This is a genomic window from Alicyclobacillus sp. TC (assembly GCF_016804365.1).
GTDB classification, from domain to species: domain Bacteria; phylum Bacillota; class Bacilli; order Alicyclobacillales; family Alicyclobacillaceae; genus Alicyclobacillus_I; species Alicyclobacillus_I tolerans.
Map to the genome: position 1 here is coordinate 636,106 of NZ_CP044434.1, position 18,995 is coordinate 655,100.

Sequence of the window (18,995 nt, forward strand, 5' to 3'; positions counted from 1 at the left end):
CACGTTTGGAAGAGATAGGTATAGATTCGAGAAAATTGAAATAAATCAGTTATTTTGCTGGGTTGCCATTACCCATTCAGCGAATTTTCATTGGATACGAATGTAGACCAAAAACAAACCCACTAATAATAGGCTCCCATTCTGCTGGAACAGCTTGAAACGAAGAAAATCGTTGCAGCATGGTATGAATGGCAATTTCTGCTTCTAATCTGGCGAGAGGCGCGCCTAAGCAAAAATGAATGCCATGTCCAAACGCTAAGTGATGATTCGGCGAACGGTAAATATCAAACGTATCGGGATTTGTAAAGATACTTGAGTCTCGATTGGCGGCGGCAAGCCAAATCGTAACGTGATCGCCCGATTTCATTTCTACCCCGTAAAATTCGATATCTTCTGTGACGATGCGGCTCGTGGCTTGGACTGGCGAGTAATAGCGGAGCGTTTCTTCGATTGCGGAAGGGACGAGGCTATGATCATGTTGTAAATCTTCCAGTGCTTGCGGATATTGCAACATACATCTCCAAAAATTTGTTATCAAATTTGTGGTTGTTTCGTTGCCAGCGGCTAAAAGTAAAATGCAAAAACTAATCAGTTCTTCAGCGGTTAGTTTTTCTCTTTCTAAATTAGCTTCTAAAAGTATGGCAATCAAACTGTGTTCAGGGTGTTGAGATTTAGCCAAAACATCATAAAAATAATGTCGCATTTCTTCACGAGCAACCTGTTTTCTCTGCATTAAATCCATGATGATTTCCGGCGTGAGACTAGAAGGTCCTTCCACCAAAACGTCTGACCAACGTTTAAATTTTTCACGGTCTTTTGCAGGAATACCCATCATTTCAGCGATCACGATTACAGGTAAAGGATAGGCGAGCGTGGATACAAGGTCGATTGTCTCTTCTGTTTCGTTGTTGATAGATATGGAGTTGAGCAGTTCGTCGACAATTTCTTGAATACGTGTTGACCAATGACGGATGGCTTTGGGTGTGAATGCAGTATTGACCAGACTACGAAGCTGAGTGTGGCGAGGAGGATCTAGATTTAGAATGCTGGGGCGAGGATTTGTCATATTTCCTGAATTTCGGAATCGTTCAGATGAGAAGTGTGTATGATTTCGAAGGGCTGTTTGCGCTTCGGTATATCCGAATATGTGCCAACCCCCGTATGAATCGTCTGCTAACACTGCGCCCTTCTCAAGTTGTTTGCGATACCAGGGAAAAGGATTGAGACGTTCTTCTTTGGAGCGAGAAGCGGAACGTAAAAAACCACCCACAGCCGGAGTGCTTAAATCTATTTTGGTATCCATCCTTCATTACTCCTTTGCTTTCTTGGCGTACGTCAACGTATATTTTACCGCTTTGTCTTCAACCCTGTGAAAAAGTGAAATTAAGTCAATAGGGTGGACAGACCAAACAGAGAATGTCTAAGTATTCAGTTTTGTACCACTTAACCTGTTTAGCTAGCCGCCTTGAGTATCATTTGGTCATACATGGAGTGATATTGAACTGGCGTTTTGTAGCCGATTGGCGAGTGAATCCGCACTCGGTTGTACCAAAGATCGATGTATTCCCAGATGTCTCGCTTTGCCCTTGCCCTTGTTTTATATGTTTCAAGATGAATTAGCTCCCGCTTAATGACACTGTGGAACGACTCGATGCAAGCATTATCGTAAGCATTGCCTTTGCGGCTCATGCTGCCGATCATCTGGTATTCCTTCAACTTGTCCCGGTATTCCCTTGACGCATACTGACTTCCACGGTCCGAGTGATGCAGTACACCATCATCCGGTTTTTCACGCTCATAGGCTTGCTCTAACGCAGCCATGACGAGTTCCTTCGTCATCCGTGAATCGGCTTTCCACCCAACAATTTTCCGTGTGAATAAGTCCATGATGCTTGCAACATAAGCCATCCTTCGGTGGGCCAAACATATGTGATATCCGACATCCAGACCTGATTTGGACGCTCTGCTTGGAATGTCTGGTTAAGCACATGGTCATGCACCGGGTGGTTGTGTTTCGAATGGGTGGTCGCCTTGTATTTGTGTACGGTACGACTTTTTAGCCCGTTCTCACGCATCATTTCAGCCACTGTTTTCTGACCAACTCGACATCCTTCTTCATGGAGAATCCGTGTAATTTTCGGACTCCCGTATCATCGCCGAGAGGACAGAAAGATTTGATGAATGCGTTTTGTAAGCTTGCGACATCGCTGTTTGCGTTCGCTATCTGGTCGTTTGAGCCATGCATAGTACCCGCTTCGAAATACCTGCAGCACTTTGCACATCCTCTGAACCGAAAACTCGAAGCGATGGTCGTAGATGAACTGATATCTTATTTCCGGTCGTTGCTGAAGATGCGCACTGCGTTTTTTAAGATTTCTATTTCCTCTCTCAGCTCACGGTTCTCATGCTCTACATCCCAAGTCGCTTGGGCTTGGGGCTTCAAATTCCCACTGCCAACAAAGGGATGTTTCGGATCGCTTTTATATTGAGCAATCCACCCATAAAGTGTCATTAAAGTCATAACCAGATCCCGTGCCACTTGTGAGGCTGTCTTCCCCTCCTCCAACACCAACTTCACCGTATTCAATTTAAAAATCTCAATCATATCTACGTTCCAACACAGACACCTCAAATCGATGAATTACTTATTTTCACATTCTCGATTTGCTGTGTCCACCATTAGAGCCTAACATCAATATTATCATTCTCTCTATTACCTCCACAACGAAATCCTTCCTGTATTTATTTGCAAATTTTTTTGAATCGGGCTCGACCTTTTTTTCAATTCGTCTTGCTTAAGTACAAACTTGAACCTATTTCGTGTTTTTCCAAGCCAGATGTATTAAGTCAATAGACGACCATGCCGCCTGAGCGGCACCAGCAGAAGGATGAAAATAGGCTCGTGTTGAATGACACTTTGGTGGCTGGCGAAGGCAGGTCGTTACAAACTGGTGCCATGAGCCCGCTCAATAGACTGACTACGACGACCCGGTGCACCACAGTATGTTGCTCCCTTTAGGGAAGCACGCAGGATAGAATGATCTTTATGTTCGTTGCACCAGCCCTTCAATTGATACAGTCCGCTAGAAAGGATCAAAATGGATGTCGTCTACGAACGTTGTTGTGGTCTCGACGTGCATAAGAAGATGGTAGTTGCATGCGTCGTGACGTCGGAAGCCAAGGAAATTCGCACCTTCTCCACCATGACGGTAGACCTGTTAGAAATGGTCGACTGGTTGAAACAACACGGGTGTACGCATGTAGCGATGGAAAGCACTGCTTCGTTTTGGAAGCCCATCTATAACATCTTGAAATCAGAGGACTTTCAAGTGATTGTGGTTAACGCAAATCACATGAAAAACGTCCCGGGGCGCAAGACGGACGTGAAGGATGTTGAGTGGATAGCTGGTTTGCTTCGCGATGGGGTATGGCAAGCCAGTTATATCCCGGACCTAACCCAACGTGAACTGTGAGAACTCATTCGTTACCGTCGGAGCCTGATAAACGAACGAACAAGAGAAGTAAATCGGATACAGAAGGTGCTAGAAGGGGCCAACATCAAGCTGTCTTCCGTAGCGAGTAACACCTTGGGGAAGTCTGGGCGTGCCATGCTCGAGGCGATGATTCAGGGAGAGAATAGCTCTGAAGCACTTTTGGAATGGGCGAGAGGACGATTGAAATCGAAAAAGGCTAATTTGCAGCGAGCATGACATGGGTTGATGGGAGACCACCAACGAATGATGCTGGCTGCGCAACTACGGCACATCGCTCTTAAGCCCCGAAATCAGGTTGGACAACCTCTCTAAAGTATAGGAGACTAGAAGCAACAGGAGGTTGTCTTTATGGAACGACGGAAATTTTCATCACAGTTCAAGCAACAGATCGTCCAGGAATGTCTGGAAACTGGTAGTCCTACTATTGTGGCAAGGAAGCACGATCTAAATGCCAATATGGTTGGTAGATGGACTCGTGAGTTTAAGAAGACAGGTATAACGCCTGGAAAATCAAAAGATATACCAACACATGTCACTTCAGATGATTACCAACAGGTCGTTGAAGAGCGTTCAGAGTTGGCTTCTGAGAATGATAAATTACGAAAGGCATTAGCTGATCAGGCACTCGAAAATCACATTTTGCGTGACCTGTTAAAAAAAGCCAACCCTCACTCCCTCAGATGATTAGCCTTTTCTCACGAATGCTCGCTCATTCGCAGGATTTCATTAACCTAGTTATAAGATGGATTGGGAATGAGGAGATACCTCGTAAGGCAGAACCGTTCGAGCGCGTGCGGGAACAGAAGGTGCAGTGCGTTTTAACAGCATCTTCCATATAGGTCCTTTGCTGCACGCTTCTCTCCACAAGGTCCCTGGGATTCACTCTCCCAAATCTCGACGGGTCTACGCCCTTACATTCCTTCGTCCTATCTATCCAAGGTGTGGAGTCCAATCAACGTTTGCGGAACGGGTCTGCTTTGCCCTAAAGTGAGGGTTTCTTGGTACTCCGTGCTTTCTTTGTGAAATCCTGCGAATGAGCCAATCTACGTGTCGAGACCCTCAGGTTTCTTAAGCTGCTAACGTAAGTTGGGCTTTATCTAAACTGAATTCTTCCCCTTGTCTGGCCATAGCGACGAGCATTCGAGCCAGTTTACCGATTAATTTCATGATGGATTGCATCTTGGTCATCCGTTTCACTTCAATGTTGTGTGTATGCAGGGCTTGAAACGCAGAATTGTGGGACAGCAGGCGAAACACAGTGAAGTAGAGGTGCTTGCGTAGTAGCGAATTGCCTCGCTTTGTGAGCTTTATTTTCCCCTTGTATTTACCAGAACTCTTCTCAGCGAGGTTCAAACCGGCTTTTCGCAGCAACTGGTTTCCATGAGACAGCTTACTTAAATCACCGCCAAAGGCTAAAATGGCAGCCGTTGCAGGAGCAGATACCCCGACGGACAGAACGAGTTCTGAACCAGGAATCTCGGGCAGCATCTTCTTAATCATCTCGTCAGCTTCCTCAACAATCCTCTGAATTCGTTCGTACTCATCCACCAAATGTGTTAGTTCCCATTTGTCTTCCTCCAGGGCGAAAGTGTCTCCAACACTGTGTCTGGCTAACTCAAGAAGTTCAATCGCCTTACGTTTTCCACGCAAACCACCAGGTCTCGACATGTACTCTCCCCAGATTTCTATCATTCGTTCTGGAGTAAGCTGTAGCAAGTCAGACGGCGTCGAGAACCGGCGCAATGTCGCTAGGGAACGAGCACTGAAAATATCCTCAAATGCTTGTCCATACTCAGGGAAACGAATATCCAGCCAACGATGGATACGGTTTTCGATCCGTCCACGTTCGATCACCCAGTGCTCCCTGTTTGTGACGACGACTCGGATCCGCCGGAATGCTTCGTCTTTTGGGGAAAAGGAGGCGTAGTATCCACGACTGACGGCATCTGCAATGACCAGTGCATCCTTGGGGTCATTTTTGGAAGGCGAATTATCTCTGTTTTCCTTGTTTCTTTTGGTGGTCAGTGGATTCACGAGTACAACGTCGATACCTTGTTTAACAAGCCAGTTAGCAAGGTTAAACCAGTAATGTCCGGTGCTCTCCATACCTATGATGACGTCGTCCATGCCATGGGTTGTCTGTAGCTTGCGAATTGTTCGTTCCAGATACTCAAAACCGGAGCGGTCATTTGAGAATATAATAGGCTTGTTGCTGAGGACGATTCCTCTAAAGTTAATAGCTTGTGCAGCGTGTCTCTCCTTGGCGATGTCGATACCAATGACAAGGGTTGTAGTGGAAATTCGTTCCACGCGTTGATTCTGCACTTTAACCAGTCTAGACTTCATATTAACGCCTCCTACGATGGGTTATTGAGGGCTACGACCCAGTACACACTTATCGTATCGGGGCGTTATTATTTCTACAAACTCTATTTCTTAGCTTCTACAGGAATGTTTGCGGATAAAATAGCTATTGCACACAAGTGGATCACAGCCGGGTATTCAGTCACCATCGTGCTGCGCATCGTGGGGGTTTCTAGGTCCACCTATTACTATCAGCAGACACATGAACCACAGCCGAGAACGACTGCTGGAGGGCGTCCTGTAACCGAATATACCTATACACAAGATGGCAGCAAGGTAAGTGACGAGCAGGCCAAGGAATGGATTATGAATGAAATAGAAGGAGATGGTTTTGCCTATGGATATCTCAAGTTAACCTATTTATTAAAGAGAAAGTACCAGTTGGTTATCAACAAGAAAAAGGTATATCGGCTTTGCAAGGAATTGAAGATCCTTAAGCCACAACGCAAATTGAAGGAAAAGCATCCTCGGAAATTGGCTAGAAACCGAGATATCACGGGTCCGAATCAATTGTTCGAAGTGGATATTAAGTATGGCTATATTACGGGTGAAGATCGATTCTTCTTCGTGCTGTCGTATATTGATGTGTATGACAGACAAATTGTGGACTACCATATTGGGTTGCGCTGCGAGGCTACAGATGCTGCAAATACACTGAAAAGTGCGCTCTGGAAACGAAAATTATACGGGAAATCCGAGTTGCCTGTAATTCGTTCCGACAATGGGCCACAGTTTGTCAGTCACCTGTTTGAATCCACATGTGAACAACTTGGGCTGGAGCATGAGCGGATACCGCCAAAGACACCAAATATGAATGCTCATATCGAATCTTTTCACAGGATACTGGAAGATGACTGTTTTTCTCGCTTTGAATTTGAGAGTTATACACAGGCATATCGGGAAGTAGTTTCATTCATGGAATATTACAATGAAAGAAGGATGCATTCCAGCCTGCACTACTTATCGCCGGTCGAGTTTCACAAAAAGCATTGTGATACCGGATTAAAACCGAAAGAAAATGTGAAAGTCTAAGAAAACGCTAGAAAAAGAGAGCTATGTCCAACTTACGGGTGTCAATCCGATCGATTATCTCGATGAAGAGATTACCCGACTCGATGAAGAGGTTCAAAGGCGAATGACCCCTTTTGAGGAAGACTTGGAGTTAATAGATACCATCCCTGGTGTCGGTCGACGAACAGCAGAGCAAATCCTTGCGGAAATCGGGACAGACATGAATCAATTTCATCCGCCGCTCATCTGTGTTCATGGGCGGCTCCAGGAAATAACGAAAGTGCAGGAAAACGGAAGTCAGGGAAAACTCGTAAGGGAAATCAAAAGCTTCGGACAGCCCTAGTGGAAGCGGCCCGTGCAGCAAGAACGAAACAAACGTATCTCTCAGCCCAGCACCATAGAATTACTTCCCGTAGAGGAAGTAGCCGAGCGACTATTGCGGTGGCACATAGCATCTTAAGTATGGTGTATTACATGTTAAAGCGACGTCAACCCTACATTGAATTGGGGCCGACCTATTATGAAACTCGTAAGAAAGATGCAGTCGTCAGACAAGCCATCCGTAAGCTAGAGACACTCGGTCTCGAGGTCATGGTACATCCAGTCGCCTAATCACACTGAAATGGAATTACTATCCAAAGACATCCTCATCTCTGATGAGGCTAGTTCTGTATACGCTTCTCGGGACTTAGTACTCGTTTATTTTAGGATAGAGTAGACACCTCAAATGGTTGAAGTGTCAAAATTCATCCATTTATTAGTGGGTAGCATAGCTGCCTCTTAGCTACTTTCCTTCTAGTAGTAATTTGCAGCCTGAAATTATACTGGTGTGAAGTAGCCGTTGGAGGAATTAATCCTTCTTCGATTATACCAAAGTTCTATATATTCAAAGATGTCTCGTTTCGTGTTGCGTATAACTTAATGTGTATGAGCTCACACTTGGTGATACTGTGAAAGGACTCGATGAATGCGTTGTCCTAGCAATTGTTTTTCGACTCATACTACCAACCATCTCATAATATTGCAGCTTGTCTCGGTAGTCATGAGAGGAGTATGGGGGCTCTCACCGTCCGAATGTTGCAATAAGGATCCTGTCGGCCGCTGGAGTTCCTAGGCCCGCTCCAGGTCCCGCATGGTCTTCGCCTCAGAGTTGAGTTTTCCGTTGCCAACGAACGGGGAAGCAGGATCATCCTTATACTTGGCCATTCAGCCAAACAAAGTCATTTACAACATACCTAGTTCCCGGACTACCTGGCTCGCCGGCTTATCACTCTCCATAGCAAATCGAACTGCATTAAGTTTGAATTCTTTATTGTATTTGTTTTCCATTTAGCCCACCTGGAATTTCCCTATTCTTACATTCTCGATTCGTTGTGTCAAATATTTCAGCCTAACACTAAAAGCTCTTATGAGGTTGTCATCGTGAGTGAAATCGCTCAAATACCAAAACCACCTTATTTCGCAGTGATTTTCACATCTGATGATTCTATTCAAAACTGGAAAGAGAATAAACTGCATTTGATCGCCCAAAGACCGGGGAAGTCTCAATGGTATTTAAGATACAAAACCAGAGTGACTAAAGTTGAGCGGGACTATGGGTTTGAAAAGGATTGACCCTAACAATAATTCGATTGGTTCTTGGGTGTGGCGACAGGAGCGAATGTCTTCGGAGGACTTGAATCCGCTAATACATTAATATAGAGAGATGGTTTGCGAGCTTTAATGCATTAGCGGTCAGCAGAATACGGCATCCACCCTTTGACAGGCAGAACGATGGAACGACAAGGGATCAGAAGAGACCCTGAGAGACATGAGAGGGTAAGCCGCAAAGGTGTATGTAGACATCCAATGGTAAACCATATTTGGGAATCATGGGCTTACCCCTTGTTTTCGCACACCCACATGGCAAATCCAACGACTCTTCCCGCTCCATCTGTGTCATCTGTCCGTCATGTCAAACATGAAAAACTGCGAATGAGCGAGAATGGGTGAGAAAACGAAAGAACATAGAGAGATTCTTAACTTCGTTATAATCTCAAAAGTGGCAAATAACTCATGCTAGTGATGATAAATATGGACTCCAAAAAGTAGAAATTGATTTTCAACGGGAGCTTTGTCTAGAGAAATTAACTTGTACACTAGTCTTGTTCTGCTACAAAACGATAACCAATTCCTGGTTCTGTGACAATGTAGAGAGGCTGAGTAGAATCGGTCTCTATTTTTTTTCGCAAATGACCGATATAAACTCGTAAGTAATGGGTTGAATTATTGTAGTCAACATTTCCCCATATTTGTGTTAAAAGTTGCTTGTGGGTCACTACTTTACCGGCATTTTGCATTAAAATTTTAAGTAAATCGTACTCAATGGGTGTAAGTTTTATAGTTTTTCCATGCAGTTCCACTTTTCTTTGCACAAAGTCAATGCGAATCCCTTTCAACTCAATTACAGGTTCATCGACTGTTTGACTTGCATGGCGCAGAGCAACACGGATTCGAGCAAGTAACTCATTCATGCCGAAAGGTTTAACCATGTAATCATCTGCACCCAGATCGAGGGCAGTTACCTTATCTCTTTCATCTTCCTGAACAGTTAATACAATAATCGGAACCTGCGTCCATTCACGTAGATTTTTTAATACTTCAAGCCCTGACATATCTGGTAACCCTAAATCAAGGATAATAAGATCTGGGCGATTCATGCCTGCATTCATCATGCCCTTTTCACCACTAGAAGCTTCTATAATTTGATAGCCGTGGGCTTTTAACGTGAGTCGCAATAGTTTTTGGATAGCAGGTTCATCATCAATGATTAAAATTTTAGCACCAGTCTGGTTCAATTTTTATCATCCTTGCGAATTTTTTGGGAATGAACAGATTGAATGGGCAGTTGCACTATTATACGCGTTCCACGAGGAAATGCATTTTCAGCACGAATCTTTCCACCGTGGGCTTCAATCACAGAATGACAGATTGCTAATCCTAGGCCTGTTCCCGAAATATGTGTTGTATTACTAGCCCGATAAAATTTATTAAAAATCAAGTGCTTTTCATCATCAGGTATGCCTATACCATAATCGCGCACTTCTATATGTAAATGTTGAACATCCTTTTGAATCGAAATATCAATAGGCGAATCTTGTTCAGAATACTTTGCAGCATTGCTGATAATGTTGACTAATACTTGTTCCAATAACAATTCGTCAAGATACATTTCGGGAATATCGCCAACTGTTGAGATATGGACGGGATGAGTTTGAAGAATTTCTTTCAAATCCGCTAAGGCAACTCCCAATATATCTAAAATATCCGTTTCTCTTCGTTTAAGCTGCATCATACCGCTTTCAATTCTCATCATGCCGATTAAGTTAGAGACCAGACGATTCATGCGCATGGCGCCTTCACGAATAGTAGATATCAGCTCCAAACTATCTTCAATAGACAGCTTGTCAAATGAGTCGATTAAGCCGCCTGATGCACCAATAATGGTGGTCAGAGGGGTTTTTAACTCATGTGAAATAGAGTTGATAAGCGCTGTCCGCAGACGTTCCGACTCTGCAGCTAAATGAGCTAATTGGGCTTGCTCTTCATAGTGAATACGTGCAAGAGAGATGGCGGCCAATCCAGCAATGGCGTGTAAAATCTCAATGTGATCGCGATGAGTTGAAATGGTATAATTTCCCGGTTCACCGATACAGAGTACACCATAATTATTTTCATCCGCTTTAAGGGGTATGTATAAAAGTGCAGCAGATTGGTAAGTTTTTGACCCGAGACCAGCTGTTTGTCCATGACGAAATACCCATTTTAGAATATACTGGTCGGTTTTGGCCATGACCTGTTGGTCATGTGTCGTAGAAAAATAATATTTGAACTCTTTTTCTTGAGATAAAGCAATCATGGCCTGAGTATCAAAAGCATTTTCTACAAACTGTAGAATGAGGTTGATGATAGCCTCGATTTGACTGTTCGCTGCCAATTGACGACTTAATGAGTATAAAGTATTGGCGATTGCCTCTCGTCTTTTGGCCTCTTCAGCACGTCTGCGCATCTGTGAAGCTAAACTAGCCGTGAGTATGGCAACAGTTAAAAAAACTGCAAAAGATACTAGAAAGCGTAAATCACTTACGGAATAACTGAAAATTGGAGGGATAAAAAAGAAATCAAACAGTAGTAGGCCTAAGCATGCTGACAGAATGCCAGGACCCAGTCCGTAGGTTACCGATGCTATAAGAACGGGTAAAAGGTAAAGCATGGCAATGTTAACGCGATCGTACGTAAATCCGATGATAAACAAAAGTAAAGTGAGTACCCCGTTCATTCCAATCGTAACTGTATAGGCTGTCAAGCGATTTTTATTGCTGATTAGATAACGGATGATCGGGATTTTTTTGATAAATGCTATATAACTTTTTCGATTGCCTTTATGAGTAGAGTCTAAAATCTGCCACTTAGGAGAGAAACTTTTCATTCGTCTTTCCCTCTCGAATTTTTATCGTTCCACAATTTCCTCTCTAGTTATATCTCTAATGAATCTTAAAGAGTCGATTTTTACGTTTTTTTTATGTCTAACAGCTAAATTTATCATCCAAATTGATGAAGAAGCCACGTAAACTCAGGTCTGTAATCGAACGACAGATTGAGTGAAAAAGTGGAATGATGCAAAAACGCTTTAGAAGGGTGGTCGGAAATGGGGGATTTAATTTCCATTTTATTGTTTTGTGCCATTTTTGCGTTTTTTATTTTGGTTTATCGTTGGTTTGACAGGACATAGAGCAAAGGAGTTGCGAATATGTGGTTTCTGCTATCGTTAGCCATTTTGCTTATGGGGTATTTAACATACGTTATTTTTCACCCGGAAAAATTTTGAAAGGTTAAAGAGGGCTTTAGGAGGTGAACGGAATGACTGTAGAAGGAATACTACAAATTTTACTGGTGCTGATTTTGATGTTTTTATTTGGAATACCGTTAGGTCGATATATCTATACTATTTTTTCCTTACAACACAGTCGAATGGATCGTCTTTTTATGCCAGTGGAACGGTTCTTATATCGATTGATTGGCGTTGATTCATCTGTGTCAATGGATTGGAAAGCATATCTCCGTGCCTTAATGTTGGTGAATTTTGTCATGCTGTTGTTTGCCTATCTTATTTTTCGCTTACAAGGTCGATTACCTCTTAATCCAGACAAAATTCCAGGAATGTCTCCTGCTCTCGCTTTTAATACAGCAGCCAGTTTTATCACCAATACAAACTGGCAAAATTATGCTGGTGAGACGTCCATGTCCTACCTAGGACAAATGCTAGGTATTACTTTTTTACAGTTCACTTCAGCAGCTACAGGCTTAGTAGCGGCAATAGCATTTGTTCGGGCAATCGTTCGCAGTAAAACGGATAATTTAGGTAATTTTTGGGTGGATATTATTCGCGCTCATACCCGGTTGCTCCTACCGATGTCTTTTCTACTGGCCTGCGTTTTAGTCGCTCTCGGCGTTCCGGAAACTTTACAAGGGGCCGCTATTGTACACACATTATCGGGAGATGTTCAGGTAATTGCTAGAGGACCCGTGGCGAGTTTGGAAGCCATTAAACAGCTAGGGACCAATGGAGGAGGTTTTTTTAATGCCAATTCCGCTCATCCATTTGAAGATCCAACAGCATTAACGTGTGTTCTGGAAATTTTGGCAATGGGAGTTACTGCAACAGGTTTGATATGGACGCTTGGCCTATTTCTCAAAAACCGTAAGCAGGCTATAGTCCTTTATGTTTTTTTAACAGCCATTCTGATGTTAGGTACTTTTATTATTTATGGGAATGAAGCGGCTGGTAATCCTTTAGTTCATCAAGCGTTTGGCATTCATGGTCCCAATATGGAGGGTAAAGAAGTTCGCTTTGGTATTCCTTTGACCAGTCTATTTACAGCTGCAACCACCGCGTATACTACGGGTGCCGTAAACGCTATGCATGACAGTTTAATGCCCATCAGCGGACTTGTACCTCTATTATTCATGATGTTTAACGTCATTTTTGGCGGTAAAGGAGTAGGTCTTTTAAATATTTTGATGTTTTTAATCATTACAGTATTTCTTTCTGGACTGATGGTGGGTCGAACCCCAGAAATTTTTGGAAAGAAAATTGAAGCTCGGGAAGTCAAATTGGCTACAGTCGCTATGTTGGTTCATCCCTTTGTCATACTTGTTCCAACAGCGATTGCTATAGCTACCCAAGTTGGCAGAGCGTCTATTTTAAATCCAGGATTGCATGGATTTACAGAAGTCTTATACGCATTCACTTCGGCAGCAGCCAATAATGGATCGGCTTTTGCAGGGCTAAACGGAAATACGGAATTCTATAATCTGGTGCTTGGAGTCGTCATGTTGCTTGGACGTTATATATCCATTTTGGCGATGTTTGCTATTGCTGGGTCAATGATTCTTAAACCTATTATCCCTGCTTCGGAAGGTACGTTGAGAACAGACACTTTTTCATTCGGAGGTGTCTTTGTGGCAGTATTTGTAATTGTTGGAGCTTTGACATTTTTCCCCTTCTTAGCCATTGGACCCATTGGCGAACAGTTACAGATGATGCATACGGTTTCTCATATCGTCCACTAAAAATGAGCAGAAGGAGGGTTATAGAATGTCAGTGACAAAGGGTACGCTTTCAGCAGAAATTTTAAAAAGTTCATTTCTGGAGTCCTTCAAAAAATTCCATCCGAAAATATTATTTCGCAATCCTGTCATGTTTGTAGTCGAGATCGGCATGTTGATTACGTTTTGGCTGACTATAGACCCTTGGGCCTTTTCTTCCAAAGTTTCTTTGGGACATGTGGCATCAGCTCGTGGATATAATTTGGCAGTCACAATAATTTTGTTTTTTACAATTCTATTCGGTAATTTTGCGGAAGCAATTGCTGAAGGAAGAGGGAAGGCGCAAGCGGAGACACTGCGTAAAACCAAAACAGAGCTTATAGCCCGCCTGCAGCAGCCAGATGGCACATTTGCTCAAGTCCCTGCCAGTAGTTTAAAAAAGGGTGATATTGTCAAAGTTGTAGCGAATGAGATTATCCCTGCCGATGGTGAAGTTTTGGAAGGTATTGGGAGTGTTGATGAGTCCGCCATTACAGGTGAGTCTGCTCCAGTGATACGTGGCGCTGGTGGAGATTTTAGTTCTGTCACAGGTGGAACTAAATTATTGTCGGATGAGTTTTTGATACGTATAACTGTCAATCCTGGAGAATCGTTTTTGGATAAGATGATTGGACTCGTGGAAGGAGCAACTCGTCAAAAAACTCCCAACGAGTTAGCGTTATCTGTGTTGTTGGCAGGGTTAACACTCATTTTTCTCATTGTTATTGTTTGTCTGCCCCCTGTAGCTGATTATTTGGGGAAAAGCTTAAACATTGCCACGCTCATTGCTCTGTTGGTTTGCCTAATTCCCACAACCATAGGAGCTTTGCTCTCGGCTATTGGCATTGCTGGAATGGATCGCGTGATTCGCTTTAACGTTATTGCCAAATCTGGTAAAGCGGTGGAAGCTGCCGGAGATGTCAATACGTTGATTTTGGATAAAACCGGAACAATTACAATAGGTAATCGATTGGCTTCAGAGTTTATTCCTGTTGGTGGTCATGAAGAAAAGGAATTAGCCGAGCAAGCAGTCCTATCTTCTTTGTTTGATGAAACGCCCGAAGGTCGTTCTGTGGTTGAGCTTGGTCAAACTATGGATATTCAATTGCGTCGCGAGGATTATGTTGATGCGGAGAATGTTGAATTTAGTGCGGACACACGAATGAGCGGATTAAATCTTAAGAATGGCTTCATTATCCGTAAAGGGGCAGTAGATGCCATCAAACGATATGTTCAAGAACAGGGCGGGGAAATCCCGGAAGACTTGGATCACTACACTGAACTGATTGCCAAAGATGGCGGTACGCCTTTGGCAGTCATGGTGAATAAAGAAATTTACGGTTTGATTTATCTGAAAGATATTGTTAAGCCGGGAATGCGCGAACGATTTGCTGAGCTGCGCAAAATGGGGATTAAAACAGTTATGTGTACGGGAGATAATCCGTTGACAGCCGCAACCATTGCTAAAGAAGCTGGAGTAGATGATTTTATAGCAGAAGCTAAGCCTGAGGATAAGATGCAGTTAATCCAGCGAGAACAAGAACAGGGAAAATTGGTGGCTATGTCTGGAGATGGTACGAATGATGCGCCCGCCTTGGCTCAGGCGGATGTGGGCCTAGCTATGAATACTGGTACGGCAGCTGCTAAAGAGGCAGGAAATATGGTCGATCTCGACTCTGATCCGACCAAGCTGATAGAAGTAGTTTCGATTGGTAAACAGTTATTGATAACGCGTGGAGCTTTGACCACTTTCTCCATTGCTAATGATGTAGCGAAATATTTTGCCATCATACCTGCCATGTTTGTAACGATGATTCCCTCACTACAAGTTTTGAATATTATGCACCTTTCTAGTCCAAGAAGCGCTATTCTTTCTGCGCTTATCTTTAATGCGTTGGTGATACCAGCTTTGATTCCAATTGCAATGCGTGGTGTTAAGTATCGCCCAATGAGTGCTACCCAGATGTTGATTCGTAATCTACTCATTTTTGGAGTGGGAGGGGTCATAGTTCCTTTTGCGGGCATTAAGCTCATTGATGTGATATTGACAGCAACGGGTTGGTTTTCCTAAAAAGACGAGAAAGGGGTGCCAGGATGGTCAATATTATTCGTTCTATTCGCTTCACGATAGTGTTTGCTGTGATTTTAGGAATTTTCTATCCCTTAGCAGTATTAGGTATTGGGCAATGGTTTTTTCCATGGCAAGCTAATGGAAGTTTAGTCACATTCCATCATCATAAAGTAGGTTCTATGCTTATTGCACAAGCAGTAAATCAACCAGGACTGTTTCAACCTCGCCCTTCAGCAGTGCAATATAATGCAGATGGCTCTGGAGGTTCTAATTTGGGTCCAACGAATCCAGCATTACTTAAAGAAATTCAACAAAATATCCAAAAAATAGAGAAACAAAATCCCAATATACCTATTCAAGAGATACCCACAAGTATGGTGGAATCTTCAGCATCGGGCCTGGATCCGGATATTACGTTACGAGATGCGCAACTACAAATTAGCCGGATCGCTCAAACTACTGGCCTTTCGAAGAACTGGTTAGAACAATTAATAAAAAAGGACACCATCCATCCAACATTCGGTATTTGGGGGTGCCTATGCTCAATGTGATGCAATTAAATTTAGCTATTGAAAAGAAATTACAAAACTCAAAAGAGTAAAATCCATAGTTAAAGACGAGGTGTTAGGATGCAAAAAGATGTTACTCGCAAAGGCGTGCTTAAATTGTTTATTGGAGCCGCTCCAGGGGTTGGTAAAACATACACCATGTTGCGAGAAGCTAAATTCTTACTTGAAAGAGGAAATGACGTAGTCATTGGATTCATTGAGACACATCAAAGAGAGGAAACCTATCGACAATTGGATGGATTAGAAATGATTCCTCCACTACAGATAAAGGTAGGGCAATCTATCTACAAAGAAGTAGATTTACAAGCGATTTTAAGGCGCAGACCTGAGTTTGTCATTATTGATGAACTGGCGCACAGTAATGCGCCAGGTTCAATTTTTTCTAAGCGTTATCAGGATGTTGAATTTTTGTTGGATAACGGAATTTCTGTCCTGACTGCAGTCAATGTTCAACATATTGAGGGAATACATAAGGAAGCAGAACAAATTACCGGCATAAAGGTACGAGAACTGATACCGGAATCATTTGTGCGTCGAGCTGAAGAGGTGTCATTAATAGATGTCACGCCGGAAACGTTGCGACAGCGTTTACGTGACGGCAGTATCTATCCTAAAGATCAAATTCAGCAAGCTCTTCAGCATTTTTTTAAGAAAGAAAATTTATCTGGATTACGTGAACTTGCACTTCGAACTGTTGCTGATGATGTGGAAGAACGGTTGGAGAAATCCTATTCACGACAGAAAATACCCGGACCAGTTGGCGTGCGTGAGGTCATTATGGTTTGTGTCAGCCATTATCAAAGAGCTATTTTGTTGATTCAAAGAGGACAAAGAATGGCTATTCGCTTAAAGGCGGATTTCTATGTCTTGGCGATTGCGGATACAGCGGAAGATTTACTTTCTGACAAAGAAAAAAAAGAAATGGAGAAAATACGGCAATTAGCCGAAGAAAATGGTGCAGAATGGTTGGTTGAATCCAAAAATGATCGTCCCATAGGGGAAGTAATTTTAAAAATGGCGGATCGATACAAGGTTACGCAAATCGTTTTGGGGCAACCGGCTCCCTCAAGACAACGTCTTCTTCAGTGGCAATGGCATCAACCTGTTCGCTATTTGCTTCGTAAATTACGATATACAGACTTGAGAATTGTTGGATGGCGGGATTTAACGCCTGGCGAAGTAGCGGCGCGTTATTCAGCGAGTAACCGAATTGCACGTTCTCGAAATTTATACGGGAACCTAACGATTTATATTGGAGCCGCTCCGGGAGTCGGCAAGACGTATCGGATGCTTCAAGATGCTCATGACTGGAAAGCTAAAAATAAAGATGTCGTTATAGGACTAATTGAAACACATGGTCGTGAGGATACACGCCAACAAATCGGCAATTTGGAAGTGATTCCTCAGCAAATTATTCGCTATGAGGGGCGAGGATATCCGGAGTTAGATGTACAAGCCATATTAAAAAGAAGACCGGAAATTGTTTTAATTGATGAACTTGCTCATTCAAACATTCCTGGAAGTATTCATAAAAAAAGATATCAGGATATACTTTATATACTCGAACACGGCATTGATGTAGTGACAGCAGTTAATATTCAACATTTAGAAAGTCTAAAAGATAGCGTTGAACATATCACAGGTGTCAAGGTACGCGAACGAATTCCTGATTGGTTTATGAAATTAGCTACAGAGATTAAGCTCATTGATGTGACACCAGAAACGTTGCAACAAAGATTAATGGAAGGAAGAATTTATCATATAGATAAAATTGAATCGGCTATACAACATTTTTTTCAATCTACTAATTTGGCTGCATTACGTGAACTAGCTTTACTAGAAGTAGCAGATGATGTAGATCAGAAATTACATGCGAAGCAAGATCGACATCAAATCAGGGCAATGGAATCGGAAAGTATTTTGGTTTGTGTTAATTATCGTTCACATTCAGAAAAATTAATACGACGAGGCTGGAGAGTTGCTGATAGGCTGGAAGCTAAATTATATGTACTTGTAGTTCAAACGAGTGAAACCTTGAGTGACAAAGAACAAGCAGACTTTCAAAACATTCAATCTCTGGCAGAACAATTTTCTGCGACGTTTTTGATTCGACATTCTCTACCTAAAAAGGTAGGCACAACTATTGTGGAAATTGCCAAAGCATTAGGGGTATCTCAATTGGTTATGGGGCAACCCATTCGCCGTGAATATGGATTAGCAAGGTGGAAAAGAAGTCCTATTGATGACATTCTCGATCACGCTGAATTCGTTGATTTACATATTGTTTCCTATACACAAGGTGCTCCAGAAAAAAAATAATTTTTGCTCAAATTCTATCCCTGAGAAAAGGAACTTTCGTCTTTTAACCATATATGTGGGTATCGGTAGCTTCAAACCATCTCAATTCTAATTTAGTTGGCCAAAACTTGCAGATGAGTCTTTCAAAACATTCCGCGGTTGTGTCAAGAACGATTACGATCGAGTCTTGCTCATTTTGGCGAGCGGCTTGACGGATACGACAACGGATGCAGATTAGATTCCGGATCACTTGGCCGTGTGCAATCTTCTTCTCCAGCTTTTTTTGTTACCAGGGTATGTACCGAACTAGCGTTTCAGCCGTGAATAACAGTGTCATGAGAGCGTGAATATGGTTTTCGTTTGGTGAATGGCAACCGAGCATTCCGAGTTCTTGCTTTACCGTGCGAAGAAACATGACTACCATACACCAGCGCTTTCAGCTATGCTCCACTACCTCAGAAGGCGCATTGTAACGGTTGCTGACAAGCAGATAGGCTCCTTGTCAAGGAAAATTTATTTTTACCACTTCTTCCATGATTGAAATCGAATCAGGAGGGCAGC

General features: G+C 42.8%; 12 protein-coding genes and 3 pseudogenes. 10 read left to right on the forward strand and 5 right to left on the reverse strand.

Going from position 1 to position 18,995, the window contains the following annotated elements; all coding sequences use genetic code 11:
• Positions 1–76 precede the first annotated feature (76 nt).
• Both FY534_RS03100 and FY534_RS03105 read right to left on the reverse strand, forming a co-directional pair.
• The gene (locus FY534_RS03100; RefSeq protein ID WP_203115179.1) at positions 77–1,303 is read right to left on the reverse strand and encodes a cytochrome P450; all 1,227 of its coding nucleotides are present in this window, start codon (positions 1,301–1,303) and stop codon (positions 77–79) included.
• A gap of 149 nt (positions 1,304–1,452) precedes the next feature.
• Positions 1,453–2,605 (reverse strand): annotated as a pseudogene (locus tag FY534_RS03105) (IS3 family transposase).
• A 493-nt stretch (positions 2,606–3,098) separates the two neighbouring features.
• Between FY534_RS03105 and FY534_RS03110 the strand changes: the two are divergent.
• Positions 3,099–3,707: pseudogene (locus FY534_RS03110) on the forward strand (IS110 family transposase); the annotation flags it as partial.
• Between the two features lie 135 nt (positions 3,708–3,842).
• Entirely contained in the window at positions 3,843–4,178 is a 336-nt protein-coding gene (locus FY534_RS03115; protein WP_203115180.1) for a transposase, read from the forward strand.
• Positions 4,179–4,562: 384 nt separating this feature from the next.
• On the opposite strand, the gene FY534_RS03120 is transcribed toward FY534_RS03115, so the two are convergent.
• Complete coding sequence (locus tag FY534_RS03120) at positions 4,563–5,840, reverse strand: IS110 family RNA-guided transposase (RefSeq protein WP_203114238.1); 1,278 nt, start codon at positions 5,838–5,840, stop codon at positions 4,563–4,565.
• A 24-nt stretch (positions 5,841–5,864) separates the two neighbouring features.
• Between FY534_RS03120 and FY534_RS03125 the strand changes: the two genes are divergently transcribed.
• From FY534_RS03125 to FY534_RS03135, 3 genes and pseudogenes are all read left to right on the forward strand, one after another.
• Complete coding sequence (locus FY534_RS03125) at positions 5,865–6,890, forward strand: IS3 family transposase (protein WP_129583619.1); 1,026 nt, start codon at positions 5,865–5,867, stop codon at positions 6,888–6,890.
• A 49-nt stretch (positions 6,891–6,939) separates the two neighbouring features.
• Positions 6,940–7,481 (forward strand): annotated as a pseudogene (locus FY534_RS03130) (transposase); the annotation flags it as partial.
• Positions 7,482–8,291: 810 nt separating this feature from the next.
• Positions 8,292–8,483: a hypothetical protein gene (locus tag FY534_RS03135; protein ID WP_203115182.1), complete on the forward strand. Its 192-nt coding sequence runs from the start codon at positions 8,292–8,294 to the stop codon at positions 8,481–8,483.
• A gap of 524 nt (positions 8,484–9,007) precedes the next feature.
• Here FY534_RS03135 and FY534_RS03140 read toward each other — a convergent pair.
• Together FY534_RS03140 and FY534_RS03145 are read right to left on the reverse strand one after the other, a co-directional pair.
• Entirely contained in the window at positions 9,008–9,706 is a 699-nt protein-coding gene (locus FY534_RS03140; protein WP_203115183.1) for a response regulator, read from the reverse strand.
• Entirely contained in the window at positions 9,703–11,337 is a 1,635-nt protein-coding gene (locus tag FY534_RS03145) for an ATP-binding protein (protein ID WP_203115184.1), read from the reverse strand. Before FY534_RS03145 ends, FY534_RS03140 begins: the two co-directional genes overlap by 4 nt.
• Before the next feature lie 321 nt (positions 11,338–11,658).
• Between FY534_RS03145 and kdpF the strand changes: the two genes are divergently transcribed.
• From kdpF to FY534_RS03170, 5 genes are all read left to right on the forward strand, one after another.
• Positions 11,659–11,736, forward strand: a complete 78-nt coding sequence (gene kdpF, locus FY534_RS14970) for a K(+)-transporting ATPase subunit F (protein WP_072873950.1) — start codon at positions 11,659–11,661, stop codon at positions 11,734–11,736.
• 32 nt (positions 11,737–11,768) lie between these two features.
• Complete coding sequence (gene kdpA / locus FY534_RS03155; protein WP_072873905.1) at positions 11,769–13,481, forward strand: potassium-transporting ATPase subunit KdpA; 1,713 nt, start codon at positions 11,769–11,771, stop codon at positions 13,479–13,481.
• A gap of 25 nt (positions 13,482–13,506) precedes the next feature.
• Positions 13,507–15,567 carry a potassium-transporting ATPase subunit KdpB gene (gene kdpB / locus FY534_RS03160; RefSeq protein WP_072873906.1) on the forward strand — a complete coding sequence of 687 codons (2,061 nt, stop codon included), beginning with the start codon at positions 13,507–13,509 and terminating at the stop codon, positions 15,565–15,567.
• 23 nt (positions 15,568–15,590) lie between these two features.
• Entirely contained in the window at positions 15,591–16,118 is a 528-nt protein-coding gene (gene kdpC, locus FY534_RS03165) for a potassium-transporting ATPase subunit KdpC (RefSeq protein WP_238413639.1), read from the forward strand.
• A 78-nt stretch (positions 16,119–16,196) separates the two neighbouring features.
• The gene (locus FY534_RS03170) at positions 16,197–18,455 is read left to right on the forward strand and encodes a histidine kinase (RefSeq protein WP_203115185.1); all 2,259 of its coding nucleotides are present in this window, start codon (positions 16,197–16,199) and stop codon (positions 18,453–18,455) included.
• The last annotated feature ends 540 nt before the right edge of the window (positions 18,456–18,995 follow it).

Bases quoted from the DNA above. Each gene is read 5' to 3' on its own strand.
- kdpC (WP_238413639.1), top strand. From the start codon at position 15,591: ATGGTCAATATTATTCGTTCTATTCGCTTCACGATAGTGTTTGCTGTG.
- kdpB (WP_072873906.1), top strand. From the start codon at position 13,507: ATGTCAGTGACAAAGGGTACGCTTTCAGCAGAAATTTTAAAAAGTTCA.
- kdpA (WP_072873905.1), top strand. From the start codon at position 11,769: ATGACTGTAGAAGGAATACTACAAATTTTACTGGTGCTGATTTTGATG.
- FY534_RS03115 (WP_203115180.1), top strand. From the start codon at position 3,843: ATGGAACGACGGAAATTTTCATCACAGTTCAAGCAACAGATCGTCCAG.
- FY534_RS03120 (WP_203114238.1), bottom strand. From the start codon at position 5,840: ATGAAGTCTAGACTGGTTAAAGTGCAGAATCAACGCGTGGAACGAATT.
- FY534_RS03145 (WP_203115184.1), bottom strand. From the start codon at position 11,337: ATGAAAAGTTTCTCTCCTAAGTGGCAGATTTTAGACTCTACTCATAAA.
- kdpF (WP_072873950.1), top strand. From the start codon at position 11,659: ATGTGGTTTCTGCTATCGTTAGCCATTTTGCTTATGGGGTATTTAACA.
- FY534_RS03170 (WP_203115185.1), top strand. From the start codon at position 16,197: ATGCAAAAAGATGTTACTCGCAAAGGCGTGCTTAAATTGTTTATTGGA.
- FY534_RS03100 (WP_203115179.1), bottom strand. From the start codon at position 1,303: ATGGATACCAAAATAGATTTAAGCACTCCGGCTGTGGGTGGTTTTTTA.